Annotated in this window: 35 protein-coding genes; all 35 read right to left on the reverse strand. The window is 43.1% G+C overall.

Translation table 11 applies throughout. The annotated features are described in order from the left end of the window. Nucleotides 1–10: 10 nt before the first annotated feature. The gene (locus tag P9E47_RS01555) at nucleotides 11–2,611 is read right to left on the reverse strand and encodes a phage tail tape measure protein (RefSeq protein ID WP_407697158.1); all 2,601 of its coding nucleotides are present in this window, start codon (nucleotides 2,609–2,611) and stop codon (nucleotides 11–13) included. A 91-nt stretch (nucleotides 2,612–2,702) separates the two neighbouring features. After that, entirely contained in the window at nucleotides 2,703–3,044 is a 342-nt protein-coding gene (locus P9E47_RS01560; RefSeq protein WP_326162388.1) for a type II toxin-antitoxin system RelE/ParE family toxin, read from the reverse strand. A 5-nt stretch (nucleotides 3,045–3,049) separates the two neighbouring features. Beyond that, nucleotides 3,050–3,298 (reverse strand): type II toxin-antitoxin system prevent-host-death family antitoxin, encoded by a 249-nt coding sequence (locus P9E47_RS01565; RefSeq protein WP_326162389.1) that lies wholly within the window; start codon nucleotides 3,296–3,298, stop codon nucleotides 3,050–3,052. A 143-nt stretch (nucleotides 3,299–3,441) separates the two neighbouring features. Next, a complete protein-coding gene (locus P9E47_RS01570) occupies nucleotides 3,442–3,618 on the reverse strand; it encodes a hypothetical protein (RefSeq protein WP_326162390.1) in 177 nt (58 codons plus the stop codon). Between the two features lie 11 nt (nucleotides 3,619–3,629). Beyond that, complete coding sequence (locus P9E47_RS01575) at nucleotides 3,630–4,055, reverse strand: hypothetical protein (protein WP_326162391.1); 426 nt, start codon at nucleotides 4,053–4,055, stop codon at nucleotides 3,630–3,632. A gap of 15 nt (nucleotides 4,056–4,070) precedes the next feature. Beyond that, nucleotides 4,071–4,952, reverse strand: a complete 882-nt coding sequence (locus tag P9E47_RS01580; RefSeq protein ID WP_456115114.1) for a major tail protein — start codon at nucleotides 4,950–4,952, stop codon at nucleotides 4,071–4,073. Next, nucleotides 4,953–5,297, reverse strand: coding sequence for a hypothetical protein (locus P9E47_RS01585; RefSeq protein ID WP_326162393.1), 345 nt, complete (start codon nucleotides 5,295–5,297; stop codon nucleotides 4,953–4,955). Next, nucleotides 5,294–5,728 (reverse strand): HK97-gp10 family putative phage morphogenesis protein, encoded by a 435-nt coding sequence (locus P9E47_RS01590; RefSeq protein WP_326162394.1) that lies wholly within the window; start codon nucleotides 5,726–5,728, stop codon nucleotides 5,294–5,296. The genes P9E47_RS01585 and P9E47_RS01590 overlap by 4 nt, the downstream gene beginning before the upstream one ends. A gap of 4 nt (nucleotides 5,729–5,732) precedes the next feature. Next, nucleotides 5,733–6,068, reverse strand: a complete 336-nt coding sequence (locus tag P9E47_RS01595; protein ID WP_326162395.1) for a head-tail adaptor protein — start codon at nucleotides 6,066–6,068, stop codon at nucleotides 5,733–5,735. Continuing rightward, nucleotides 6,065–6,376, reverse strand: coding sequence for a head-tail connector protein (locus P9E47_RS01600; protein ID WP_326162396.1), 312 nt, complete (start codon nucleotides 6,374–6,376; stop codon nucleotides 6,065–6,067). Before P9E47_RS01600 ends, P9E47_RS01595 begins: the two co-directional genes overlap by 4 nt. 13 nt (nucleotides 6,377–6,389) lie before the next feature. Then, a complete protein-coding gene (locus P9E47_RS01605; protein ID WP_326162397.1) occupies nucleotides 6,390–6,611 on the reverse strand; it encodes a head fiber protein in 222 nt (73 codons plus the stop codon). A 10-nt stretch (nucleotides 6,612–6,621) separates the two neighbouring features. Next, nucleotides 6,622–7,815 (reverse strand): phage major capsid protein, encoded by a 1,194-nt coding sequence (locus tag P9E47_RS01610; RefSeq protein WP_326162398.1) that lies wholly within the window; start codon nucleotides 7,813–7,815, stop codon nucleotides 6,622–6,624. Nucleotides 7,816–7,830: 15 nt separating this feature from the next. Then, nucleotides 7,831–8,517 (reverse strand): head maturation protease, ClpP-related, encoded by a 687-nt coding sequence (locus P9E47_RS01615; RefSeq protein ID WP_326162399.1) that lies wholly within the window; start codon nucleotides 8,515–8,517, stop codon nucleotides 7,831–7,833. 3 nt (nucleotides 8,518–8,520) lie between these two features. After that, on the reverse strand, nucleotides 8,521–9,744 hold the full coding sequence (locus tag P9E47_RS01620; RefSeq protein ID WP_326162400.1) for a phage portal protein: 1,224 nt from the start codon (nucleotides 9,742–9,744) through the stop codon (nucleotides 8,521–8,523). A gap of 54 nt (nucleotides 9,745–9,798) precedes the next feature. Then, nucleotides 9,799–10,104 (reverse strand): hypothetical protein, encoded by a 306-nt coding sequence (locus P9E47_RS01625; RefSeq protein ID WP_326162401.1) that lies wholly within the window; start codon nucleotides 10,102–10,104, stop codon nucleotides 9,799–9,801. Nucleotides 10,105–10,222: 118 nt separating this feature from the next. Further along, nucleotides 10,223–11,767: a terminase large subunit gene (locus tag P9E47_RS01630; protein WP_326162402.1), complete on the reverse strand. Its 1,545-nt coding sequence runs from the start codon at nucleotides 11,765–11,767 to the stop codon at nucleotides 10,223–10,225. A 2-nt stretch (nucleotides 11,768–11,769) separates the two neighbouring features. After that, nucleotides 11,770–12,243 (reverse strand): phage terminase small subunit P27 family, encoded by a 474-nt coding sequence (locus P9E47_RS01635; RefSeq protein WP_326162403.1) that lies wholly within the window; start codon nucleotides 12,241–12,243, stop codon nucleotides 11,770–11,772. 81 nt (nucleotides 12,244–12,324) lie between these two features. Next, entirely contained in the window at nucleotides 12,325–12,540 is a 216-nt protein-coding gene (locus P9E47_RS01640) for a hypothetical protein (RefSeq protein ID WP_326162404.1), read from the reverse strand. Nucleotides 12,541–12,604: 64 nt separating this feature from the next. After that, a complete protein-coding gene (locus tag P9E47_RS01645) occupies nucleotides 12,605–12,814 on the reverse strand; it encodes a hypothetical protein (RefSeq protein WP_326162405.1) in 210 nt (69 codons plus the stop codon). After that, nucleotides 12,807–13,043: a hypothetical protein gene (locus P9E47_RS01650; RefSeq protein ID WP_326162406.1), complete on the reverse strand. Its 237-nt coding sequence runs from the start codon at nucleotides 13,041–13,043 to the stop codon at nucleotides 12,807–12,809. Before P9E47_RS01650 ends, P9E47_RS01645 begins: the two co-directional genes overlap by 8 nt. Continuing rightward, nucleotides 13,036–13,785, reverse strand: a complete 750-nt coding sequence (locus P9E47_RS01655; RefSeq protein WP_326162407.1) for a hypothetical protein — start codon at nucleotides 13,783–13,785, stop codon at nucleotides 13,036–13,038. Before P9E47_RS01655 ends, P9E47_RS01650 begins: the two co-directional genes overlap by 8 nt. A gap of 124 nt (nucleotides 13,786–13,909) precedes the next feature. Then, complete coding sequence (locus P9E47_RS01660; protein WP_326162408.1) at nucleotides 13,910–14,224, reverse strand: DUF6329 domain-containing protein; 315 nt, start codon at nucleotides 14,222–14,224, stop codon at nucleotides 13,910–13,912. A gap of 7 nt (nucleotides 14,225–14,231) precedes the next feature. Next, nucleotides 14,232–14,429 carry a hypothetical protein gene (locus tag P9E47_RS01665; RefSeq protein WP_326162409.1) on the reverse strand — a complete coding sequence of 66 codons (198 nt, stop codon included), beginning with the start codon at nucleotides 14,427–14,429 and terminating at the stop codon, nucleotides 14,232–14,234. 62 nt (nucleotides 14,430–14,491) lie between these two features. Continuing rightward, complete coding sequence (locus P9E47_RS01670) at nucleotides 14,492–15,751, reverse strand: site-specific DNA-methyltransferase (protein WP_326162410.1); 1,260 nt, start codon at nucleotides 15,749–15,751, stop codon at nucleotides 14,492–14,494. Continuing rightward, a complete protein-coding gene (locus P9E47_RS01675; protein ID WP_326162412.1) occupies nucleotides 15,741–16,004 on the reverse strand; it encodes a hypothetical protein in 264 nt (87 codons plus the stop codon). Before P9E47_RS01675 ends, P9E47_RS01670 begins: the two co-directional genes overlap by 11 nt. Nucleotides 16,005–16,527: 523 nt before the next feature. Beyond that, nucleotides 16,528–16,881 carry an HNH endonuclease gene (locus tag P9E47_RS01680; protein ID WP_326162414.1) on the reverse strand — a complete coding sequence of 118 codons (354 nt, stop codon included), beginning with the start codon at nucleotides 16,879–16,881 and terminating at the stop codon, nucleotides 16,528–16,530. Between the two features lie 191 nt (nucleotides 16,882–17,072). Continuing rightward, entirely contained in the window at nucleotides 17,073–17,504 is a 432-nt protein-coding gene (locus P9E47_RS01685) for a DUF1492 domain-containing protein (RefSeq protein ID WP_326162415.1), read from the reverse strand. Then, nucleotides 17,494–18,900: a DEAD/DEAH box helicase gene (locus P9E47_RS01690; RefSeq protein WP_326162417.1), complete on the reverse strand. Its 1,407-nt coding sequence runs from the start codon at nucleotides 18,898–18,900 to the stop codon at nucleotides 17,494–17,496. Before P9E47_RS01690 ends, P9E47_RS01685 begins: the two co-directional genes overlap by 11 nt. Continuing rightward, a complete protein-coding gene (locus P9E47_RS01695; RefSeq protein ID WP_326162418.1) occupies nucleotides 18,897–19,175 on the reverse strand; it encodes a VRR-NUC domain-containing protein in 279 nt (92 codons plus the stop codon). The genes P9E47_RS01690 and P9E47_RS01695 overlap by 4 nt, the downstream gene beginning before the upstream one ends. Nucleotides 19,176–19,425: 250 nt before the next feature. Further along, nucleotides 19,426–21,828 carry a virulence-associated E family protein gene (locus P9E47_RS01700; RefSeq protein ID WP_326162420.1) on the reverse strand — a complete coding sequence of 801 codons (2,403 nt, stop codon included), beginning with the start codon at nucleotides 21,826–21,828 and terminating at the stop codon, nucleotides 19,426–19,428. 135 nt (nucleotides 21,829–21,963) lie between these two features. Then, a complete protein-coding gene (locus P9E47_RS01705) occupies nucleotides 21,964–23,913 on the reverse strand; it encodes a DNA polymerase (RefSeq protein WP_326162421.1) in 1,950 nt (649 codons plus the stop codon). A gap of 5 nt (nucleotides 23,914–23,918) precedes the next feature. Beyond that, nucleotides 23,919–24,467: a DUF2815 family protein gene (locus tag P9E47_RS01710; protein WP_326162422.1), complete on the reverse strand. Its 549-nt coding sequence runs from the start codon at nucleotides 24,465–24,467 to the stop codon at nucleotides 23,919–23,921. 18 nt (nucleotides 24,468–24,485) lie between these two features. Further along, a complete protein-coding gene (locus tag P9E47_RS01715; RefSeq protein ID WP_326162423.1) occupies nucleotides 24,486–25,649 on the reverse strand; it encodes a DUF2800 domain-containing protein in 1,164 nt (387 codons plus the stop codon). Between the two features lie 11 nt (nucleotides 25,650–25,660). Continuing rightward, nucleotides 25,661–26,002, reverse strand: coding sequence for an rRNA biogenesis protein rrp5 (locus tag P9E47_RS01720; protein ID WP_326162425.1), 342 nt, complete (start codon nucleotides 26,000–26,002; stop codon nucleotides 25,661–25,663). Next, entirely contained in the window at nucleotides 25,977–26,168 is a 192-nt protein-coding gene (locus P9E47_RS01725) for a hypothetical protein (RefSeq protein WP_326162426.1), read from the reverse strand. The genes P9E47_RS01720 and P9E47_RS01725 overlap by 26 nt, the downstream gene beginning before the upstream one ends. Nucleotides 26,169–26,173: the final 5 nt, after the last annotated feature.

Raw genomic sequence — 26,173 nt, forward strand, 5'->3', positions numbered from 1 at the left:
TGCCCTCCTTTTACGAGCCAGCAACTCCTAAGTTTCTGACAGTTACCGTATTTTGATTCCATTGCAGCTGGGCAATAATCCGGGTTAAGACATTTCCATCAATTGTTAAGGGGATGGTCACATCAAAGACTGCTCCATTATTTCCCCCTTCAAGACCAGTCACAACACTATCCATGTTCAAGTCAAAGTCAGTAGGAATGGCTCCTTCCATATCCTTTTCCACACTTTTCATAGCATCTGTAAACCCAACACCGATTCCTTCACCCATGTTCTCACCGATACCAGCAAATACCCTTGAAGGAGAGCGAATGCCAAGAATACCTTTTACGCTGCTAACGATACCGCCGACAAAGTTGCTGACCTTATCTTTAATCCAGCCAACCATTGAAGAAATCCCGCTCCAAAGTCCTCTGATAATACTTTTACCGACTTCAACGATGGAAACCGCTGCTTTTCCAAGCCCAACAATGAGTGCTGAAATAATCTGTGGCAATTGGGCCACCAGCTGGGGAATGGCCTGAACAAGTCCGACTGCCAATTGGACAATCAATTTGACCCCCATCTCCACAATCTTTGGTAGATTGGAAGTAATAAAATTGATAATAGTTGAAATCAAGGTTGGCAAAGCCTCTATTAATCTAGGTAAGGCATTAATCAGTCCCATCGCTAATCCTTCAATAATTTTAAATGCCGCCTCCAAAATCATGTCGAGATTATTGATAATGGTATCTACGATTAAGAGAATCGCCTCAACAATCGATGGAATGAGGTTTGGCAAGGCCTCGGCAATTCCGGTCGCAAGGGTGACAATCATCGTCAATGCCGCTTCGATTAAGGCTGGCAGATTCGCAATGATGCCGTCTACTAAACTGAGAACAAGGTAAAGTGCTCCCTCGGTTATTTGAGGTAAGGCCTCAATCAATCCTTGAAGTAGAGTCGTCACAATTTGCATGGCAGAATCAATAATCAACGGAAGATTTTCAACAATCGCCCCGATAAGTGCCATTATTATTTGTAGGCCAAGAGTGACAAATTGAGGGAGTTGCTCGGTGATAAGTTCTGTAATACCACCCACTGTCTCGCCGATCACCTCTGCAATTTTTTCAAAATCACCATCAGCTGCATTGATGCCATTAGACAAACCTGAAAATAAATCCGTGATTCCTGCCGATACTTCGCTGACAGCAGGTAAAAACACACCTTGCAAGGAACGTTTTACTCCTTCAAGTCCATCGGTTAGGTTGTCATATTTCACTTCTTTTATTTGATTTAATGCATCCCCGCTCGCGATAGTACTATCCTTGATGCCAGAAAGAACAGGAAGTACATTTGCTTCTAAATCTTCAAACTGCGTACCAAACAGCTGAACACCGATCGTATTTTTGAGGAGGGGATCTTCAATTTCCTGAAGCTTTTCAATAACGGTGAAAAAAGCAGCATTGGCTGTTTCTCCACCTTGTGCAAACTTCTTCGTCATTTCTTCTGCATTGAGACCTAAAGCGCTGAAAGCTTCCATGCTGGTCTTACTTCCATCTTTGGCCCGTATATTAAACTCTTTTACCGCATCTCCGACCTTATCAATACTAAATGCACCGCTATCAGCACCAGCAACTAAACTAGCAATAAACTCATCGGCACTTAACCCAAGTGAGGCATATTGAACAGAGTATTCATTGAGGGTATCTAACAAATCCCCGTTTTTATCAGCACCATTTTGGGCACCTGTCGCAATAATGTTATAGGCTTCATCAGCAGAGATTCCGAAGTTTTTCATGAGAGCACCTGCGGCCCTTGCGGATTCCTGCATATCAAAGCCAAATGTATCCCGCAAAGCAAAACCGGACTCCGTGGCTTTTTCTAATTCTTCGCCCATAAGTCCGGTTATCTTTTGCACTTCTGAAATCCCGCTGGCCACATCCTCCAAGCTATCACCGAAATTGTGCTTGTACACGTTTTGAGCAACCTCACCTAATTCCTCAAGCTCAGCCCCGGTGGCACCTGTGGAAGCGGAAATCTGATTGACCGCCATATTGTACTCATCGCCGAGTTTAATTAGGGATGCCCCAGCAGCGACTGCGGCTGTACCAATGGCGGCTACGGCTGTACCAATTGTTGCTCCGATTCCTTTTAAAACGCCGCCCAACTTTTCAAAGCGGCCAGAGGCTTTTTCGGTTTGATCTGCGGCGTTTTGCACTTCATCTGCGAACTGCTCTGCCTCGCCTTCAGCCTCATTAAAACCCTCATTCAGTTGTTGAATGGCTTGGTTATTATTTTCAACCTCCCGCTCCATCTTCATTAATTCCGATTTCGCATTATTCAGCTGAATTTGCCAGTTTTGCGTTCGTCTGTCGGTCTCACCGAACGATTCAGAAGCATTTCGCAGGGCGGCTTCTAATGTTTTGATTTTTTCTTTCTGAGCATCAACGGACTTGTTTAGCACTCCGTTTCTAGCAGTCAACGCTTCAAGAGATTGATCCTGCTTATCAAATTGAGCGGCTACCAGATTCATTTCACTGCCTAGAACCTTGAAATTCTGGTTGATATCCCGTAAAGCGTTTTTAAAATCTTTCTCCCCTTCAACACCGATCCGAAGCCCGAAATTGTTTGCCACGACTCCACCTCCTCTCTTTTTTGGGCATAAAAAAAGACACCCAGTACAGATGCCTTCACAGATTTCCTTTGCCTTCATGAATTAGATTTGGTTAATTTTCTTCATGGCTAATTTCATTTTTACTTTTATCAAAAAGAATCTTTATATAATCGCGTCTTGAATATAAAACCCGATAAATGGAAACATAAACATCATCATTTTTATAAAAAACAATGTAATTACCACAAATCAAATACCTATAATCTGTTGGGATATCAATCTTGGACGATAATTCTATTCCGAGCAACGGAAACTCTTTTAGTTTTTCGTAACATCCCATAATATTTGTAATCACATCAACTGCCGCATTTGAGTTATCAAACTCTTTTGTAATATATTCTTTGATATCATGCAAATCCTGCATGGCAATGGGATTAATCCTTAATTTATGCATAAAAATTAGACTCCCAGATTTCTTTTAACTTGTTCTTCGCTTAGCCATTCATCCCCCGTTTTGATGGCCTTTTCCGCTTCGAGAAGCTTTGAAAGCAATTTAATTGTAGCTTGACTTTTTTCATACTCTTCAATATCAAGAATTGCAAATTTACCCCTGCCATTTTTTGTTAAAAAGACTGGATCGCCAACAGTGACATCCTTTAAAACATCATTATAATTTCTTAAATCTGAAACAGGCTTAATATTTGGCATAATATCAACTCCTTTGTTGATTTATTATACCATTATTTTACTTAAAATAATACGACTAATTTAACAGCAAAATAAATTTTTAACAGAATCTCCATATAACTTCTTAGGATTTTTTGAACTTAAGCATAAACGCAAAATTACATTTATAAACCTACCGGAATCACATCATCAATAAAAAGTTCCTGTTTCGGCTTGGCTATACCAGTAAACTGCTTATGGCATTCCCATAAATCCATCAGATGTCCTAAAGGCATAAGCCACACTTCTTCCTCACTTCGATTTAATTGGGCGGTGCCATAATAAATAAGTCGGATAAACAACTCATCATCGCTTACCCGACTTCCACGTTTTTTGATGGCTCACTCTCAATATTCCTTTTGGTTCCTTTCAACATGCTGGCCATGATGGCATTTTTATACTCTGCCAACTCGAACGGAGTGGTCAATAATTCCACTTCCTCCTCTGTCAGCAGGTCTTTCTTCGTTTCTTTATTTCGCAAGTTATGAATGAGAATCGATTGATTCGCTAATAGGGTAATGAGCCAGACGATTTCATCTAAGGCAATTTCAAAGTCTTTCGTGTTCATCAGCTTAGCACCCAGATTCTCAAGGCCACCATAGCGTTTCGCGATTTCTTTTGTAGCTTTTGTGGTTAAAATCAATTTATAATCCGCACCACCAATATCAATCACTGCACTTCTTTCATCAGCTGCAAAATCAATATCCAAAGGTAAAGCCTCTACATTTTTATTACTCACTTTTTACCTTCCTCCCTATAATACCGTCACGGTAGCCACATTAGTTGTTACAGCACTAGCACCAACAGAACTTAACACGCAGTAATAATAATACGTTCCTGCTGTAAGATCGGTTGGAATGTCAAAGCTAGCTGATGTTTCTCCATTAATAATTGTTCCCCCGACCGTGCTATCGACAGAGTTTTCATACCACTGGTACGTGATTGGATTAACTGTGTTAGTCGTTGCAACCACCGATAAACTACCAGAGATACTTCCTGCTACCACTTCCGTTAAATCAGCAGGCTGAGTTGTAACGGTGATGGTTGGAGTTACGGGTGAAAAATCCGGCTCGTAAACGGAGACAAACCAGTTTGTAATGGTTTCTTGGGAAACACCATTATCTCCTTCCGTTACTTCTGCCTTCCAAGGATGCTTGTTTTCTGCATCCAGCTTGTTCCGTCTAAAGACGGTTCCTTCTATGGTGGGACTACTAAAGGTAATCGATTCACCTTTGGTCGCAAGGTTAGTTGTAGGAATGTTAAAAATAACGCGATATAGCCAAAAATATCGGTACTTTCCGTTTGATTTCTTCGCACGAAACCCAACTGCGACAGGCTTTCCACCGTCCTCACTCCTCGATATCACGACATTATTGCTGTCAATTTTGCTACCTGTTAAGTCCTGGGCTACCAACGGCCCGATATCATCAATTCCAAGGGTTAACGTGCCGCTATTAAACTCTTTCACTACCTCAGCTGCCCCGTCATCCGCATACAGAATTGCTTCCATCAGTTCAACACTGAGTTCGGCAGTCATAGCCTTGGCTAGAATTTTTGGAGCTCCATAGGTTTCAGCGCCAGTCTCATCTTCCGTGATATTGGCATAAAACAATCGATCCAATCCTATCGTTGCCATCTACTCATCCTCCACTTCATATTCTTTCAAAACATCTATCGCATAATGATGGTACTTTGTATCATTTTCAAAACCGATATATTGCCGGTCTGTGATGGTCATGCCTCCGGCTAGGAGTGCTTTTGTCAGCTGCTTTTTTCGTTCTATATAATTCTTCTTAGAAAACAAAGAGAGCCGAGCTTCTTCAATAACATTATGGGCTTGGTTATCCGCATAGAAATCCAGTCGATCTGACATAGGAGTGATCACGATATATTCATCAGGAGGCTTTCCAGAAAAACCGCCAGTTTCAATTGGTATGTCGATAGGTCCAAGCATATCCATGAGGTCGGTTAATAGACTCATAGTTTTTCAATCTCCTTCTCCAGCGTCTTTTCCATCGCTTCAACACAGGCTTTTCTTGTTGCTGATTTGGTTGGTTTTAACCAAGGCCTAGGAGGCTGACCGGACTTTCCATACTCGATCACCGCTGCCTTTAGGGCATTGGAAACTCCTTTACTGTCTCTGGTTGTTGGTACCCCGACTCGCAAATTCCAATCCCCTTTTGCATCTTGCGTAGGCTTTGTCGTTTCAAGTGAGGCCAACAACTCACCGGTAGACTGGGAGGGCTCTTTTGTTTCTTGACCGATTCTAGCTGCCAGATTGCTTTTCGCTTTCTGAATCACTGGCTCGGCTCCTTGTTCTAACACTTTTGGAACGATTTCATCAAAGCGATTGTTTAACTTGGAGATTCTTTCTAAAAAAGCATCCGGCATTTTCACTGCTGCTCTTGCCATCTACTCACCCCTTCGACCCTGCGATTTTCTCAGCTAACACTTCCACATACATGCCCCGCCCTTTGATATCCTCAACGCTTAAAATGTTATAGCGTTCATCTTTGCAAACGATGATTAATTCCGTTGTAATCTCAGTCCCTCTAGGTTTTCTGAAACGAAAAAGAGAACTAGCCTCACTAAAGCTAGCCCTGTTTTTCCATGTTTCACTGCCATGGCGGTTTTCCTTATAAGCCCTCATAGATGTGACAAGGAGATCTTGTTTTGTTACAAACCCCTCGGTGTCTCTAATGGAAACTTCTTCATACAGCTCTATAAAACTATTCATTTTTCCAAAGCTCATATGACCACGTCCCTATTGAGGCGGAGGAGAGTATTAACCACATTCCAGACCTGCTTACTTGCTTCCACATTGTCTGCAAAAAAGCCGCCCGTGCTACCATCCCGGCTTTCATAGAAGTGAGATGATAGCATAATGACAGCATGTTCCGTCGTAGGATTCATAGGGTTTTCCTGATAAAAGCCCTCTGGTTTCTTTTGATAGCTTTCTGCATAGGAAGTGGCGGCAGTGATGAAGCTAGAAAGAAGAGCATCATCTTCATCATGGTTTAGGATCAGGTTTTGTTTTACCTTTGATAATAATTCCTCCATCACCGCTTACCTCCTATTGAGAATTCATTAAACCGGCAGCTCTCAGTTTGGCTAATAGCGCATTGAAATCCGCTACCAGTCCAGCAACATCCGTCGCTACACTATCTGCCTGGTTAGCGGCTGGTTGAACTTCTGTACTACCAAACAACAACTTTCCTTCCGGTGTAATTTCTAGCGTTCCACCAATAACAGTCCTCTCGCCGCCCTGCTCGGTATAGTTTTTCACATTGCTCATATAGCCTCACCTACGCTTTCTGTTGAAGCACTTTAATCGCTTCAGGAAGAATTAACTTTCCATCTACCCGCTGGGATGCCTTAAATCCTACTTGTCCTGTTGGGGCATACAGTTCATTTAATCGTTGGAAGGACCGCCCTTGGCGATCAGCTACCCAGTAGTATCCGAAGTCACCGAAAGCAATCGACTTGGCTCCTGCTGCAACAGTTGGTACATAGGCCGATGTTTTCACTGGACGATTTAGGATCGTATCTGGTTGTCCAGCCTGGATGGAAGGCTGCCATAAGTACTGGCCATTCCCATCTTTCAGCTTACGAATTAGTTTGACAGTGGCATCGTTCATGACAAAGATTGCACTTTTACGATATGGCGACTTTAAGGAATAAAATAAATCCATAATTTCATCCACAGTAATTGCGGTTGCTGAAGCGGCTGTGATTCCAAGTTCAGCTCCTCCGGTTGCATTAAAAATGCCAGTCGGTTTTCCGGTACCATCTCCCACGAAGAAAGCTTCCTCTTCCTTGGCACCAATCCGTCTGGCAAATTCTTTTGCAATATACGCTTCTAAATTGAATACACTGTCATTTAAAAGTTCTTCTGATACTTTGATCATCGTTGCAAGCTTATAGGCCCCAATGGAAACTTGACCAAAGCTATCATCTGATTCAGGAATCAAGCCTTCCTCATCCACCCATGAAGCTGTTCCCTTGGAGGCAACGACTGGAATTTTTCGATCTCCTGAAGAAGTAGTGATGACCTTGGCTAATGTTCTAAAAATATTCTCCTCTTCCAGAGCCTCAATAAGTGTTCTTTCAAATTCATCCGGAGCGAGGTAACCTCCTTCAGAATCTGTTCCAATTTTTAAGGAGTTTTGTACATCATAGCTGCTTTTGTTTCTCATCGCCTTCCAGAATGAATCCCTATATTCATCAGTTGCTCGTCCTGTTTTTTGTCCGGTTACTCCACTTGGTTTTGAAGTGATGGGGTTATTTATTGGTTTGGAAAGCTCGAGGTCAATGGCCTGCTGGCGTTCAAGCCGGTCAATTTCCTTCCCTAGATTAACAACCTCAGCCTCCATTCTTTCATAAGTGGTCGTATCTTCCGCTGAAAGGATGCCATCTTCTCCTCTTTTGGTATCTAGAAATGCCTTAGCTGCCTCCCATGATTTTGCTCGTTTTTCACGAAGTTCTAAAATTTTACCCATATCGGTTGTCTCCTCCTAAAATTTCAATAGTTCAAGTCTCTTGTCCAAAATGCTGATATCTGTTCCTGCTTTCTTTTCCCTTTGTGGCAGCTTGTGCAGGAATGAATTGACGACTGCCATTTGGCTATAAATCATCCCATCCTCTGGCTCAGATTGGTCCGTTTCATCCTGAAACATGATGCCATCAGCAAAGCCGAGTTCCACCGCCTTTTTGGAGTTAAACCAGCTTTCATCATCCATCATGTGTGAAAGTTTTGTCCTTGAAAGACCGGTCTTTAGTTCATAGGCGTTGATAATGCTTTCCTTTACTTCACTCAACATGTCGATGGCTTTTTTCATTTCAGCTGTGTCCCCAAAGGCAATGGTCATCGGATTATGGATCATCATCATCGAAACCGGCGACATGAAAACATCCCCGCCTGCCATTGCAATGACCGAGGCAGCACTTGCAGCAATGCCATCAATTTTCACGGTCACATGGCCCTTGTAATCCATCAGCATGTTGTAGATTTGACTGGCAGCAAACACATCGCCACCAGGTGAATTAATCCAGATGGTGATATCGCCACCCTCATTTATCAATTCCGATTTAAACTGTTTTGGTGTAACTTCATCACCAAACCACGATTCCTCGGCAATGACGCCATCAAGATAAAGGGTCCTGCCATCTTCGTTTTTGACCCAGTTCCAAAACTTCTTCAAGATTTATCCCTCCTCATACTGTTCTGTCCAAGCACCTGCTTTTGACATATCTACAAAATTCCCATTCACTAAGTACTTATCTCCACCCTGTTCTTTAGGGATTAAGTTCATCTCTTCTAGTTCTCGGATGTCATTCGCCGACATGACCCCGTTTTGCCGCATGATCTGATAGAATTGAGCTCTTGAACCTGCATCTCCTCGGAGCCGCCCATTCAGATTAAATTTGATAAAGTACTTTTCTTTATCTACCTCACTCAACAACGCTTTCTTCATGGACTGTTCGATTCGAGTGACCCAAGGCATGATTGTATTATCAATAAAGCTAATGGATTGATGTTCAATATTGCTGAAAGTCGCTTTATCAAGATTAGCCACAAGGTGAGGCGGCACCCGAAAGATTCTGCAAATCTCTTCCGTCTGAAATTTTCTTGTTTCTAAAAATTGAGCTTGCTCAGGTGGAATGCCAATGCTTTGAAACTTCATTCCTTCTTCAAGAACTGCAATCCGATGAGCATTGCCGCTTCCTTGATACACAGCGTTCCAGCTTTCTCGGATTTTGGCAGGATCCTTCACCACACCCGGATGCTCCAAGACACCACCGGGACTTGCCCCATTTGCAAAAAACTTAGCTCCATACTCTTCAGTTGCAATCGCCATTCCAATCGCATTTTTGGCCATCGCAATCGGAGAGTAACCAACCAGCCCATCAAATCCGAGCCCAGGAATATGAAGGACTTCCTCCCTGTGAAGGATTGCGGTGCCCGTGTCCATTCGGTATTCGTAGTAAAGTTCCCCGGTAGACGTTCGGTCCACCGTCATCCGGTCAGGCAAAAGCGGGTAGAGTGAAAGTACATTCCCTCTTCCATCCCTAATAATCTGGGCATAGGCATTTCCCCATAATAAAAGATGACTCATCAGTGTTTCCCTAAACACAAACGAAGTCATCTCTGAATTAGGCTCATCATGGAGCTTGTAATATAAACTGTGTTCCAAAGCTTTTTCCTTCCCGTTATCGGTATATTGATAAAGGTGAAGCGGGAGGCTTGCGATTGTTTCCGCGAGAATCCGAACACAGGCATAGACTGCAGTTGTCTGCATGGCTGTTCTCTCATTAACTGCTTTCCCACTTGTGGTCGTACCAAAGAAGAAGCTGTAGGTACTGCCAAAAAGATTGTTTTGGGGGCTGGCCCTTGATTGAAATAGTTTTGATAAAAACGGTATTTTCATAGTTTCACATCCTAAAATGGGCATAAAAAAATCCGCCCTAAATATGAGCGGTCTCTAAATCCTTGTACTACCACAAAACTTTATATACTTTTTAATGGCTGTCCTTAGGCTAGATAAACCATTTTTATCCCTTGGAAGATTAATAGATTCTGGGATTCTAGGAGAATACTCAAATGACAACATTTCAAGTATTGATGAGCATTTGTCTTTTGAATATTCTTCATCTAAATTGACAGGTCTTTTCAAGTACATAGATAGTGAATTCTCTACTCTTCTTGCTCGAGATACATTATCTCTAGTTTGTCTAATATCCCGACCATCAACATTTATTAGCCAGTCAAAAAATTCCGTTTCTCTCATACAATCACCTCTAAGGCAATTGTAACAAAATATTCTGCAGTCAGATTTAGCATTTCAACAGCTAACAACCGTCATTAACCACACATAATCAATCCTGGTTACATAACAAAATTGCTAATTAGAGAATCAATATCCCCCGCCCATCATAAACACTCTCTCTATTTTCATTCCGAATCGCCCGATCCAACGCCATAATCAAAGCCACCGCACCGTCAATTCGTTCCGTACTCTTCTCCTTATCCGGCTTTATGTTCCCTGCCGGGTCAGTTTTCACAAAGATGTTATCCATCATCCACCGCAATACCAGGTTTCCCCCGTGAACGATTCTTTTCTCAAGGGTTAATTTCATTAATTCCTTCGATGGCGGGGACATATCTTTATAACCTTGTCCAAATGGAACGACCGTAAAGCCCATGCCTTCTAGGTTTTGTACCATCTGCACAGCACCCCATCGGTCAAAGGCAATTTCTTTAATGTTGTACTTCGTTCCCAGCTCTTCAATGAACGACTCAATAAAGCCGTAATGAACAACGTTTCCTTCGGTCGTTTTGATGTAGCCTTGCTTTTCCCAAATATCATAAGGAACATGGTCACGCCTAACCCTTAGTTTCAGGTTTTCATCCGGGATCCAGAAGTATGGAAGAACAATATATTTTTCATCATCTCTCCTTGGTGGGAAAACCAACACAAAAGCAGTGATGTCTGTCGTGCTGGAAAGGTCCAAGCCGCCAAAGCATTCTCTGCCACGAAGCGAATCCAAATCAATTGGGTCATCACAAGCATCCCACTTCTCCATCTGCATCCAGCGTGTCGATTGCTTCACCCATTGATTGAGCCTCAGTTGCCTGAAGATATTTTCTTCAGCAGGATTTTCCTTTGCACTAATAAAAGCATTTCTTACTTTCTCTATGTCAATGGTATGGCCAAGGGATGGATTGGCTTTATACCAGTTGTTTTCAGAAGTCCAGTCATCGTCATCATGAATTCCGTAAATCACAGGATAGAAAGTAGGGTCAATCTTTCTTCCTTCCAGAAGGTCCACGGCCTTTTGGTGTACCTCATAACAAATCGAATTGCGGTCAGTACCCGCTGTCGTAATCAAAAAGAAGAGCGGCTGAAGCCGAGCATCCCCAGAGCCTTTCGTCATAACATCATATAACTCGCGATTCGGCTGGGCATGCAATTCGTCAAAAATAACCGCATGAACATTGAGTCCATGTTTGGTATAAGCTTCAGCTGATAGCACTTGATAAAAACTGTTCGTTGGCTTATAGACCAGACGTTTCATGGACATGACAGGCTTGATTCTTTTCTTCAAAGCGGGGGACTGTTCGACCATCTCAACCGCTACATCGAAAACAATCGAGGCCTGTTGCCTGTCTGAAGCGCATCCGTAAACTTCAGCACCCCATTCTCCATCACCACAAGTCATTAACAGGGCAACCGCTGCAGCAAGCTCACTTTTTCCATTCTTTTTCGGTATCTCAATATAGGCAGTGTTGTATTGCCGGTAGCCATTGTCCTTTACCGTACCGAAAATATCCCGGATGATTTCATCCTGCCAGGGCAAAAGGTCAAAAGGAACACCACGCCACTGCCCCTTCGTATGTTTGAGGCAATTGATAAAGTTGACGGCATGTTGGGCTTTTTTCTCGTCGTACAACCTTAACCACCACCTTTAAAGAGCATGAATTCCATTGGATCATCCGGGTCACTCGGCTTGTCGGCTATAATTCTACTTCTTGAAGAAGGTGTTAATCCAAACTGCTCACAGAAACGATTCATGATTTTAAGATAGCTTTGGGCGATGGATACCTGTGGCACCTGCTGCCAGTATCCTGATGGAGTTTTTACAATCGTTCCGTGTTTCGTGATGAACTCTTCTGCCTCTTTCCATCTTGCATAGGCTTGGCAATACCCGGCAAAGGCGGCCATATCCACTTCTGTCAGGATCCCTAGCTTCTCCAGCTGCTTAACCATCCTGCGCCACTCTTTTTTGGCTTCCGGCTCTAGCCATGACGGGCATCTTGGTGCTTTCTTTTCAGGTGTGGGCTCATTTAGATTGAGTTCCCTTTTTCCCGGATTGCCTTCCAATACTTTAATTGCTGTAGGTTTTGGTTTCCTTCCTCGTTGGGCCACAGGCACCACCTCCTTTCCCATTTGGCATAAGAAAAGAGCCTACCGCTTGATAGACTCTCATTAAACGTTTATTTAAATCCTTTAAATCTTCCATATCTCCATCTTGAATTCCCCATCAAAAACCATCCAGCGTACTTCTCCATCTTCAAGTTTCAATACTAACATTCCTGGCAAAAAGTACATTTCTCTTTCCTGGTATCCGGCTGCCAATAAACCTTTTTGCTGCTGAAGTAAAAGTTCCATACCTTGCAGCGCATCCACATTTCCCTGAAGGAGTTGCTCCCCATCCTTAATCAATGAAAAAACCTCCCTGTGTTTTGGTAGTCTATACATCACTCTAAACACAGGGGATAGCAAGTTATTATTCGCCTTCTATGCCTTTATAATTGTAATTGCCCTTCTTGATTTCCTCATGTTCCGCTTTGACAGCCTCTCGATAATCAGCCCGCTTCGATTCTTTATCTTTGCAGCTCAGGCAAAGGCAATCGGTGTTGTACATGGACATAATCCGTCCGCCTTTTAGGTTGCCACCGCAGCGGTCACAATGTGTTTGTGTAAAAAACTTATCCATCGTGCCTCACCTCGCTGTACCTCTTCCTTGCGGCTTCAATGAATGTATGGAGGTCGCTCGCATTCAGATCCATGTCCTCTTCACTGTTCCAAAACTGGTCCAAGTCTTCCAGCAAGTCTAGCAATCCAAGGACATCATTCTTGGCATCTACTTCCCCGAACACCACTTCTTTTTCAATAATCGTAGCCTTCAGTCCCCGGATCATCGCTTGGTATGTTTCTTTATTCATTTGGCTCACCCACCTTCCTAAAAGCGCCGCTACCTTCAAGGTTTTTCATGAGCACCTTTCTCGTTGTTTTATACTCAGGTCCATTCATTCCGAGTCGAATCAGCCAAGTTCTCAAGGCATATTTCGGATTATCATCCTGCGCTTGTTTGAAAGAAGCCCGCTTTTGCTTTTTCGCATTTTGGTTGATGAAGGTGGCAAGGTCTTGGAAGGCGGCAATCTTTTCAGCATCCAAGTTCCCACCCACTAGTTTGATAGTGAAAGTCCCCTTTTCAAAATCAACCGCTAAGCCCGGAATCCTCTCAGCGCCGAGTTCATCCAAAGCCGCCCCAAACTCTTCCAAAGTGCCTGTTTCCTTTGTGCTAAAATCCTCGGGGAAGGTTTCATCCATCAGTGACTCGGTTGTTTCAAAGGCTTTCAGGATCAGGTGCTGTTTGCTATAAAGCATGTTTACAAGATTCTTGAGTGTGTTTCCGGTATGCCCTTCAAGCGGCAGGGTAACCTCCATTCCATCAAGTTCAAGTGCTACTGGCTGTTCCTCGACTTTCGTTTCGGGCGCTGGCGGATTTAAAATCTCCTCAAAGGTTTTTACTTCCCCAGCTGCGTTCGTAATCACCCCGTGCCTGTCAATGGTGTAGGTTTCATTTTCCGTTTCAATTTCATAGGCAAAGGTTGGAACATTGAGATACCTTGGTTTCACTCCCAATAATTCTCCAAGCTTTTTGACCATTTCTTTTCGGTCCATTTTTCATTACCTCCTGTGTTTTGGTGTAGTACATATATCACTCTAAACACAGGGAATAGCAAGTCATTCTAAGCTGATATTGATATATTTAATCAAATAGAAACAGGCCCCTTAAGGCCCGCCTCTAATCATTTTCTATCGCTGTGTATCTCGGATAACTGTACCCTTCACTGTTTACAAGCACCTTTTCACCCGTATCTTTATTAATAACCCTGATGCAGCGAACTTCCCTGTTTTCGTTCACGCCACCATCTTCCTCAGTAATCCAGGGCTGGTCATTGAAGAAGTCGCTCGCAAAGCTATGAAATTCGCTATCTTCCAACACAACTTCTTTTGTCACGCAGTAGCTTTGACCTTGCTGACCCTTCCTTACTGCTTCCTCGGTGATTTCCTTTAGCTCCTTCAAGTTTGAAACTTTCCTTCCAAATAGTGCTTTCATGTAAAAATCACTCCACCTCAACGTATTCCATGATAATTTGGAGGGCGGCTTCATAGGAGCTGGATGCCATCACCCGCTCACATACTTCTTTGGCTTGTTCAGCTTTCCCGTGTGCTTTTAATGTCCTGCTGACTCGTCCAAGGATAGAAAAGATATTTCCATCTTCACCGACTAGTTTGCAGGTAGGCTTTAAGTTTTCTTCCATCGCTATGCCTCCAATCTCCTCAAGGTAGTAGCATATTGCCATACACGTTGAAGCATAGCAACTTATAAGATGTTGCTATTTTCATATTCTTCTACACTAGGTTTCAGCACATCCAGATACGGAATCGTATCTCCATTTCGCTCTAGAAAAACTTCGCTGTCAGAGCCAACCTGCTCGATATATCGTTTGACAATAACATCTGCATACTTCTCGTCGAGTTCAATCGTATAACAAATCCGATTCGTTTGTTCGCAGGCAATGAGAGTTGACCCGCTCCCGCCAAAAGGATCGAGTACGATGCAATTACTCATGCTGCTATTCTGGATAGGATAAGCGCAGAGGCTGACCGGCTTCATTGTTGGATGAAGAGCATTCTTTGATGGACGATCAAAATTCCAAATGGTACTCTGTTTTCGGTCGGCATACCAGTTATGCTTGCCGCCTTTTAGCCAGCCAAAAAGAATAGGCTCATGTTTCCATTGGTAAGGGCTCCGTCCAAGCACCAGGCTTTGCTTGGCCCAGATGCAAACACCAGATAAGTAAAAGCCCGCATCCCTGAAAGCCTTCCTGAAATTGTATCCTTCCGTATCGGCGTGGAACACATAGATGGAAGCATCCTTTTCCATACAAGCAGCCATATTTGCAAAAGCTTTAAGCAAAAAGTTATAAAACTCATCATCCTGCAGGTTATCGTTTTGGATCGTGCCTGCTTGCGCTGAGTAATTAACGTTATATGGCGGGTCCGTGACCACAAGATTCGCTTTCTGGCCATTCATCAGCACTCTGTAAACCTCTGGATCCGTACTATCCCCACAAACTAACCGATGCCTTCCGAGCAACCACACATCACCTTTTTGTGTTATGGCTGGTTCCTCGAGCTCTTTCGCTACATCAAAGTCATCCTCTTTGATTTCTTTATCATGAATCTCGTTAAACAGCTCATCAATTTCTGGCGGATCAAAGCCGGTAAAAGAAACATCATAATCCAAGGATTGCAAATCTTTAATCAGGTCAGCCAATAATTCCTTGTTCCATTCCCCGCTGATTTTATTCAAGGCAATATTGAGTGCTTTTTCTTTTGTTTTATCAATATCAATGACAACACAGTCAATCTCCGTATAGCCTAACGTTTTCAAAACTGTAATCCGCTGGTGGCCGCCAATTACCGTCATATCCTTATTGACGATGACAGGGTCCACATAACCAAATTCCTCGATGCTGTTTTTAATCTTTTCAAACTCACTGTCTCCCGGTTTCAACTTTTTCCTCGGGTTATAGCTGGCTGGAATTAAATCCTCTATTTTTAACTTTTTAAATTCCATCATCTTCACTCCAAAAATCGTGATTTAACATAACACTCTCGGCTGCAGAACTTGCGCCTCTTGTTCCCGTAGCAGCTAAACTTTTTTCCACACTGCTCACAGGTATAATGATAAGTGGCCGCTTCCCTTTTCTGACGTGCTTGGGGATTTTGATTCCACCACGTCCGTCGGCACTCTTCAGAACAAAACTTCCGTGTTCTGCCTCTCCTCTTTTGCTTGATTGGTTTCCTGCAGCAGAAGCAGAGCAGGCCATTCTTCATTTGCTCTTTGACATTAAGGGCAACCACTTTTGAATCGCCATCAAGGCCATTCCTTTGGCAAAAAGCACGTACCGTGTCTCGGGACTTTCCTAGCACAGCAGCAATCGCTTTATAGCCAACCCCTTTCAGGCGCAGATCATAGATTTGTTGTTTTTCTATATCCGTCATCACTCCCACTCCTTTCTGCGCAAACACTTGGAAAGAGGACCATAAAAAAACACCTTAACCAGCTATTTAACTAGCTTTTAAAGGCGTTTATGGTGCTTTTTATGTTTCATAGCCAAAACCAGCAAACCCCAGTGTTTTCAAGGCTTGAACTACATTTCTATCATTTCCTCAATTAAACCTTTACGCAAAATTAAAAAAACCTTAAACCCTTACTGCTATTGAGGTTAGGGATAATATCCTGTTCCAAATAATACCCCCCCTTGTTTAATTCCGCGAAAGTTCACGCGAAGGGGGCGCGCGGTCGCCTGATAAAAGGTTGTAGAGATTTGACCTCCCCTAGGGGGTCCATCAAAACGTGTAAACAGGATACTGATCTTCTGTTCTTGTCTTTCGGTCATGACATCTCTTACAAAGTGGTTGCCAATTGCTTTCATCCCAAAACAATCTTTGATCACCTCGATGAGGAACGACGTGGTCCACCACCGTAGCCTGCGTCAACTTTCCTTTCTGTTCGCAGTGTCGGCAAAGAGGATGGGCGTTTAAGAAACGTTTGCTAGCTTTCCTCCAGCGGTTATCATACCCACGCTCTCTTGCACTCGGTCTATCATCCACATGAAGCTTGGCATGAAACTCACAGTACTTGTCGTCTGTTAACAAAGGGCAACCGTTGTGTTTGCACGGCTTCTTTGGTTTCTTTGGCATTGTTCTCAACTCCGTACTCCAATTAAAAAAGCCCCGAAGGTTTGTCCTTCAAGGGCTGGTGTCTATGTTATTCTACAGCTTATACTCTATCACATGTTGAGGGTGGCTTTTAATGGCTTTTCATGGCGTGTTATAAAAACAAAAGAAAAACCCTCAAAGGAACTGTAACCTTCAAGGGTTTGAGGGGTCATTCATATGCACTCCACCGTGTTGTTTTCCAATAGCTTGTTCGCTTCCTTCAATGCTTTTCGGTGCAATCGGTAAGTCCAACGTAAATCGTAGCCCATAACAGCAGCGACTTCTTCCCAAGTGCTACCCCCAAGATAACGAAGCTCAAGGAGCAATCGGTGTGAAGGGCTTTCGATTTCGGCAATGAGGTTGGACAAGTCCCGCTTTAAATCAATCAATTGATCAATGTCTGCATTAATTTCTTCTTCAAGACTCATTAACTTCACAAGAGCATTCTCCATCGGCGTGCGCTGTTTTGTTCCTTGTACTTTATCTGTTTGCATAACCGATGTTGTTTTTACTGCTAAATCCCTTAGCATCGCCACTTGTTCTAGTTTACTGTTGATTCTTTGGTCCAGATTAAAAGCCTGAGATAAATATTCTTTAGCGTTCACCTTCGATTCCTCCTGTCTTTCTCCGAGGCAAACCCTCTTTGTATTGATTCATTCTCGCCTTTACTGCTTCAATCAAAGCCGCTTGGCTCACATCTTTATCTTTCAATGCTTTCATCACTCGTTCATCGATTGTGTCTTTGGCAATGATGTGGTGAATGACCACCGTTTGTTTTTGGCCTTGCCGCCACAATCTGGCATTGGCTTGTTGGTAGAGTTCAAGGCTCCAAGTCAGGCCAAACCAGATGATGCTGTTTCCACCAGTTTGAAGATTTAGGCCATGACCAGCGGATGCCGGGTGTGCTAACAAAATCGGCACTTGGCCTTTATTCCAATCCTTGATATCTTGGTCTGTTTGCAAAAGTCTTGGTTTTAGTTTCTTCAAGTGAGTTAAAAGCCTGTCCTTATCATGCTGGTACCCATAAAACACTAGCACCGGTTTTCCGCTGGCTGCTTCAATCAGCTCATCCAAAGCTTTCAACTTCTCGTCATGGATATGCTTCACTTCACCATCCTCATCGTAAACAGCACCGTTCGCCATCTGTAATAACTTATTGGCTAGGACGGCGGCTGATCCAGCTAACACATCCGTATCTGCAATTGATAAAATCAATTCTTTTTCCAACACTTCATACTGTTCCTTTGCTTTCTTGGGCAGTTCCACCGGAATAATATTATCGATTCGTTCAGGCAGTTCGAGATAATCTTCTGCTTTCATGCTGACACAAATATCCGATATCTTTTCAAAAATGGCCTCTTCCGCTCCATCTTTCAATTTCCAAGAGTAGACAATCATTTGATTTCGCTTATCAGGAAGAAAGTATTTCTCTCGATACCCGGTGATTGTTTTCCCGAGCCGTTCTCCGCCATCTAACAAATAAATCTGCGGCCACAAATCGATCAGACCATTTGGTGCTGGCGTTCCCGTTAGTCCAACCAATCTTTTAATAAACGGTCTTACCTTTTTCAAAGATTTAAACCGTTGGGCCTTAGATGATTTGAAACTCGATAATTCATCAATCACGACCATATCAAAGGGCCAGTCAGAGCCATACCGTTCGACAAGCCAAGTGACGTTTTCTCGATTGATGATGTAAATGTCGGCTTTTTTATATAAAGCAGCGACTCTTTCTTTTTCACTGCCGAGCACTTTTGAAATTCGAAGGTCTTTCAAATGGTCCCACTTTTCCACTTCTTCTTCCCATGTAGTGCTTGCTACTCGAAGCGGGGCAATCACTAAAACCTTCGCTACATCGAAGTAATCATAGAGAAGTTCCAAAATCGCCGTCAAAGTGGAGACCGACTTCCCCATTCCCATCTCAAGAAATAGAGCTGACTTCTCTTTTTCAATAATCCATTGGGTAGCATAAGCTTGGTAATGATAGGGTTGATAAATCACTCGATAATCTCCTCTAGCATTCGATCGACCGCTTCATAACTATCAATCTCATAAACCTTAAAGCCGAGCGACTCTATCTGCCTCTTCCGTTTCCGTTGCAACGCCCGCAGCTTTTTAGCAGGTGCCTTCAATTCCACAAAGGCGACCTTTGCACCGTTAAAGAGCACCAGCCGGTCTGGCACCCCTGCAAAACCTGGAGAAACCAGCTTTAGTGCCAATCCGCCATGTTCCTTCACTTTCTTCTTCAGCCTTTGTTCTATCGTCACTTCTTTCATCTATCTGCACCTCAAATGAATTGTTTACAGCCAAAAACCAGTATTCACAAGCCTTTCAGCGTTCTCGTAAACAAGTAAACATAAAAATCATTAACCAATACATATATGGCTATTAGAGGGTATAGGCTATATATCATATTCTTTATTTCTCTTATATAGATATATATGTTTATCATGTTTACAAGGTATATAAATAAGGAGTAGTAAGACTTGAGGTGTAAACAATCAAATTCTTTCAAAGTTTACGTGTTTACAATTCTTCTCGTCGAAAGCCCCTCTGTGTTCCATAACTATTATCAAATCGAATGGAACTTACTCTTTTCCAGCCTGGGGTGTGTTGGATGATCATATTAATTTCTTTCGCATCATACCTCGTCATGATGGATATATCTTTTTGAAAAAGTTCCTCCCACACCATCTGGGCACACACCTTGTTCAGCTTCATGGTCTTCTCGGATTTTTCATTTGGTTGGTCCATATGCAAATAGGCTCTTCTTGTACCAATGTCAAGGTCATACCAGTTCACTGGCACTGGGGTTTCCAGATAGTTTCGGATGCTTTCAGCAATCGGATTTTCTTGGGTATGGGCCGCTTGAATCTCTTGGGCTTTTTCTTCGATTTCTTTCCCTAGAGCTAACGATTCACCTTGTTCAAACAACACTTTAGCTTCGGCCCAAATCTGGTCGACTTCTTCTTCGGTCATATCTTCCCACATATTTTTACGGCCACCACCACTTACCGTTATCGGCAAGAAGCGACGATTCCCGGTTGGGTCATTTAAAAAATCATAATCATTAGTTGTTCCAAAAAACACGCACTGCCGCTTAAATGTTTCATTATGCCTGCCATAAGCAACCCGAAACGTATCTTCGGATTTAGAAATAAAATGCTTAACTGCTTCCGTATCTGCTTTCTTTGTTGCTGTCAGCTCCGCCATTTCCAAAATCCACGCCCCTTGAAGTTGCTCGTAGGCTTCTTTGCCCTTCACGGTCATTAAGGAGTCCGAGTGCCATTCTTTACCTAGGAGCTTGATAATATAACTTTTCCCGACACCTTGAGGGCCAACAAGGACCACACAGTAATCAAATTTGGAGCCTGGGTGATAGATTCTCTTTACCGCAGCCACTAAAATTTTTCGGGTAAACGTTCGGACTGCCTCATTATCTTCGGCACCAAGATAATCAATCATCACGGTTTCCAGCCGCTCTTGACCATCCCAAACGAGGCTGTCCAAGTAATCTTTAATCGGGTGAAAGGCGTATTTAACAGCAACCTCACTCCATGCGTCTCCAATAATCCCGGCTCCTTTTATGCCATAGACGGAGTATAGGTAATTTCGTAAACTGGCATCATCTGTATCAGACCAGTATTCTCCCCGCTCTGCACTCCGCCAAGGTAAATCATCTTTGATAACAACCCGGTGGACAAAATCATTCATGGCAATCCTGCTTCTAAGAGCAGGATCATGTTCAAGAATGAGAATGACATTTGGTGCACTCGAGACAATGTTTCCTTTCTGGTCCCTTGTGAGTTCTGCCAGCCACTCCATCTTTTCCTCTTCAAAATCTTCTGCGGCAAGGCTTAACTGTTCTTTCCCCAATGTCAGCTTTACCTGCTTATCCTTTAAGGCTTCTTCGACCATTGCTTTATAAGAAGGGAGCCTGTTGATCGGTGTCCCTTCCTTCACCGTTTCATCCAATTCACCAAACAAATGAATTCGCACCAAATCAAAGGCATTGCATAACTTTCCACCTGTCGGGTCCGTAGAGTGATGGGAATAAGCAAAATCGCCATCCTCATAAATCACCAAACCACCTGATGTGGAGCCAGCTGAATACGTGTATCGGTTTGGATCTTCACAAGGAACGTAGACGTCACTTAAGTATTTCTCAATCACATCTACAACTGAGTAAGTCCGGCAAAAAGCACCGATGACTCCATCCTTTGCTTTCGGATCTCCTTGCCTATCAGCAAGCTTCTTTCGCTCATGCACCGTTCTTGAACTCTCCGGCCAGTAAGAAGAATCTCTCCAATCCGGGTATCTAGCTAGAACTGTATCAGGGTCAATCCATGGCTCATCCAACACTTTAAAAACAAACTCCCCATCAGAAGGTGTCGATGGCCAATACATGAGCCGGTGCACTTGGTAGGTCGTATCATCGAAAAAATCAATCCCAAGGTCAGCAGCAATTCTCCTGGCAATTGGTACATATTCATCTGTGGTCACTGGTCTTGATAAGGGAATCACGAGTCTAAGCCTTGGGTTTTTCGGATGATGCTTATGGGTGGAATACATCGCGCACCCGTAGCCGAACATGGTCTCAACGGAAGACCATAAGTCCCCTTTTACAAAATCGGCATCAAGAGTGACAAGTTGCCGCCACACCACACTATCCTGCTTTCTTCTGCCACCCCGTAGCGTTCCACCAACAAAACCACCGACATCTTTAATCTCATCCTGTTTTATCTTGGAAAGCTTTTTATATTCCTCGTAGGTTTCATGCGTTCTGACTGTTTGACCCAGTTTATTAACGAGCTCCAGCCATGACATTTCTCGGTTTTTCCAATTAGTTTCTTTTCTTGACCTGCCGGTGGCGATGGATAATAATCCATCATGTTGCAACCTCTTTATCATTTTTGGTTGTGTGATCATAGAGCTCACCTCTTGCTTTATGCAGATTTAAACAAACGTTTGATTAAAGGTACCTCTCTTTTTGTTAGGCACCGGAAATGCCTCTGGATGTTAAAAACTCGTAATCTATTCACCTATCATTTCCTCCTGTTCGTTTTAATCTTTCTTGTAATAATCCGTTTCAAAGCTATCGGCATTCAGCGGTAATCCCGGAGCCCAAACAATTGGCAGCCCCATCAGTTCTTCTACTTCTTCCATGGATCCTGTTCCGATAGGAACATCAAGAATGACTTCATCATGAACATGGAAGTTAATCTGATATCCCGCTTCAGCCAACCGAAGCATCGATACAGCTAGACAATCTCTGGCAATGGCTTGGATAATATTCTCCGTCAGTTTTCCTCCATAGGTAGGAATCCTGCCCCACTGCTTCGAGCCTTGTTCAATTCCTTCATAGGTCAGTTGTTCTTTACCAAATCGCTCGTCCATTCCGATTTTCGGTCGAACATAAGCAAGGGAACGACCTGACGGCAGGGTAATGAACAGAATCCCTTTTGTATAATGAAAGGTAAGACCATACTGCATTTTCACAACTGCCTTTTCTTTCACCGCTTTGATGGCTGCCGCTTCAACATCCCACCAAAGATTCACGATATTGGGATTGGCCTCACGCCAAGCAGAAACCAACTCTGGTAGTTCTTCATCAGTCAGACCCATTTCCAATGCCCCCATTTGCTTTAAGGCTCCTTTTGAACCTCCATACCCAAGAGCGAGTTCTGCTATTTTCCCTTTCTGTCTGAGCGGACTGCCTTTACCTATCGTTTCAATCGGTACTTTGAACATTTGTGCAGCAGAAGCTTCGTAAATCTTCCCGTGGGATTGAAACACTTCCATCCGCCAACGCTCACCTGCGATCCAAGCAATCACCCTTGCTTCAATCGCTGAAAAGTCCGCTACAATGAAACGATGTGCTTTGGATGGAATAAACGCTGTCCGGATTAATTGCGATAAAACATCCGGTACATTATCAAACAGAAGTTCTAAGGCTTGATAGTTTCCGGACTTTAGCAGGTCTCTTGCAACCTGTAAATCTTTCATATTGTTCCTTGGCAGGTTATGAATTTGAACGAGCCTTCCGGCCCATCGGCCTGTGCGATTGGCTCCGTAAAATTGCAGCAACCCTCTGATTCTTTGATCATTACAAATGGACCGCTCCATTGCCTCGTATTTCTTGACGGATGTTTTTGACATGGCTTGTCTCAATTCCAACAACCGTTTGACCGTTGGATTATCCACTTCACCCATTAGCGCTTCGACGTTTTTCTTTGCAAGACTATCCACTTCTAATCCATGCGTTTGCAACCAGCCCTTCAGCTGTGCCGGACTATTTGGATTTTCTAATCCGGTTAAACTAACCGCCTCTTTATAGAGGTTTTCCTGAAAGACGGTGTCTGCCTGAATGGCATGATTGACTAAGCTAATATCAATCAAAACTCCTTCATCATTGATGTTTTGGTCCAGCTCCCAAAGTTGCTGTTCCATTTTAAGTATGGGGAAGGCCTCCAGTTTCTTTCGAATCTGCCGTTCCACCTCAACGTCTTGTTTGCAATAATCCTTAAAAGTTCGCCACTTATCAGGATTGTGTTCCGGCAGGTTTCGAATTCTCCCACCGTTCACTTTCGTAGGTTTGCAAGGAACGGAAAAATAGCGAATTAAAGCTTTCCCTTCCTTCATTTTCTGCTCTTTCAGCTTCAGACATTTGGCCACGCCATCTAAATGCCCCGGTAAGCCTAGCATTAAAGCGTGAACGGATGAACAGCGCCATTGTTCCGGTGGCATCGGTTTACCAAACAATTTAGCTAAACAAGTGCGTTCAAAGTTAGCATTGTAAGCTGTCTTAATCACTGCAGGATCCGTAAGGGCTTTTAACAGGGCATCCGGCAATTTCTCTCCAGAGGCTATATCAACAATCTGGACTTCTTCCTCATCAACTGCATAGGCAAAAAGGAGAATTTCAAAGTCGGCTGATTCACAGTAGGCATAGACCCCGCATTTTACGAGGTCCACACTACTGTATGTTTCAATATCAATCGATAATAGTTTCATAGATATCAACCTAAAATATCGTCATCGTCTTCTTCACTATCATCTGCAAAGTCATCCTCAGCACTGCTACGACCACCAAGCGGCTCGCCATCAGCTGTTTTCATAATATTTTGCAATCCCGCTGCAATGCCCTTATTGCCATTTACATTAAAAGCATAAAAAGTCAGACTGACCCTTCCGTAACAACCAGAGTAGAACTCAGTTGGATCAATAATCGGGTTTAAATCACCATCTACAAGACCAGGTTTAATCTTACTGTTGGCATTAATGAAATAAGAATTAGCATAAGCTTCATCATCTTCCCGATCCACATCCCCATCTCGCAAAGGGATCTTCAAGCTAGCAGGTACTTTCCCGCCAAACTTGTCCTTGTTTTCCTGAGTGGCTTTTTGAATAGCATCTTTGACTTTCTTGATGGTCTTCTTGTCCGACTTTGGAATAATGATACTTACCGAATACTTCAAATCACTTCCGTTCACGCTAACAGGCTGATACACATTGGCATAACTGAATCTCACTGGGTTTTCTTTTGTTCCAATCGTAATTTTTACCATTGTTTCGTTCCTCCTCATTTATTGAAAATCTACTTCTGGTGAAGTTTTTATTTCTGGTCGTTTGTCCTCTTCAGGTACGAGCTTAATCTTGCCCGGTGCTTTGGTAACGAGAGTGCCAAGCACCTCTTCAAATTTCTTTTTCCCAAGCTCTTTTTCAAGAGCAGTAATTGTGTTAAGGGATTTCTTGTAAATCACATCATCGTTAAAGCCAGCCTCAATAAGTGATTCAACAACTGCATTTTCATCGGTGTACTTTCGGCTGCCCCTACCTTCCACAAGCTTCATGCCCGGCCACTGTTTGTTTTCATCCATGGCCATAGTCAATGCATATTCTTGAACATCTTTTGCCCAGCTCAAAAGCTGGTCGATAGAAGTTAACACTTCTACTACTTCATCATCTGTAAGTAGTGGTGGTTTCTGAAAATCCATACAGGCAAGTTTCAGATTTTCTTCTGCCCTTGCTCTACAAGTTGCTTTCACCTTACAAAAACGGCAATGCTCGCCAGCCATGAAGTCACCTTCGCCATTAAATGCTAATTCCGCTTTTGGCTTGACCACTGATTCTGCCCACCCCAATAGTTCATCCACTTGCATTTCTTCAGTGGAGATATTGTCTAATCTTGGTTGCACAATGGTCATCAAAATGGAATCGATGTCGAAGATTACGCCAAAGTTGTTTAATGCACCCAAAGCGTACAGGCGCATTTGTGGGTTTTCCACTGCAGAAACCTTGACCCCTTTGCCACCTTTAAGGTCAATAACTTCTAGCCGATTGCCGTAGATTAAAATTACGTCCCCGGTACCGAAACCGGCTGGAACCCAAGGACTAAAGTCAACTTTTTCTTCAATGAGGATGAGCGGGGCCTTGCTAGTTACCCTTGCTTCATTCATTTTTTCAGTAACAACATCAACATAAGTTTGGACAGCTTGTTCGATTTCTGGGTTATAAAATTCATTTTGTTTCATCTGCTTCAGCTTTTTGTTCAACTGAGCTTTTGTTATGTGTTTTAGTTCGTGAGACAAATAGATTTCCGACAGCTCATGCATGAAGGTACCTTCTTTGGCAAAGACGCTTGTTGTTTCTTCGTACTGCTCTGACAACCGAACACTCGGTGGACAAGCTAACCAGCGACTCGCACCAGAAGCACTTAAACTCGCATGAGCTCTTTCTGAATGATTCACAGCATTCCTCATCAAAGTTTCCCCGCTTCTTCTAAAAGCTCTGGATACTTTTCAACTGGAATATCACTTAATTTTTTTGCTCCAAATCCCGTAATCAGCTCTTTCACTTGTACCTGTTTTCCATCTTGAGAAAGTGCCGCAAGTTTTGCCCTGACTTCTTCCAAGGTTGGTAATTTAGCTTTTGGCGGTTGTGCTGGTTTCTTTGGTTCCTTGTTCTCTCTCGTTTGTTTTTCCTCAACGGGAACAGCTGAGGCCGTTTGATTGCTTTCTAATGCAAACACCAAAGTTTCAATGCTTCCCGCTAAATTCCGCAAGTCATTTACAACATCAAGCGCGAGTTTCGTTTTGCTCATGTTCTTTTTCTCCTTTCCCATTCTCTTCATTTAGTTGAATCAATCGATTTGCTAGTCTTTTAGAAACAATACTGATAGCCGTAAGCACACCTACCATTTCCTCCTGCATTTCTTGATGCGAGCCTGCAACCATCATTTTGTTTCCTTGCTTTACCTGAGTTGTCATTTCGG

Source organism: Schinkia azotoformans (assembly GCF_035811335.1).
Classification (GTDB): Bacteria; Bacillota; Bacilli; order Bacillales; family Bacillaceae_J; genus Schinkia; species Schinkia azotoformans.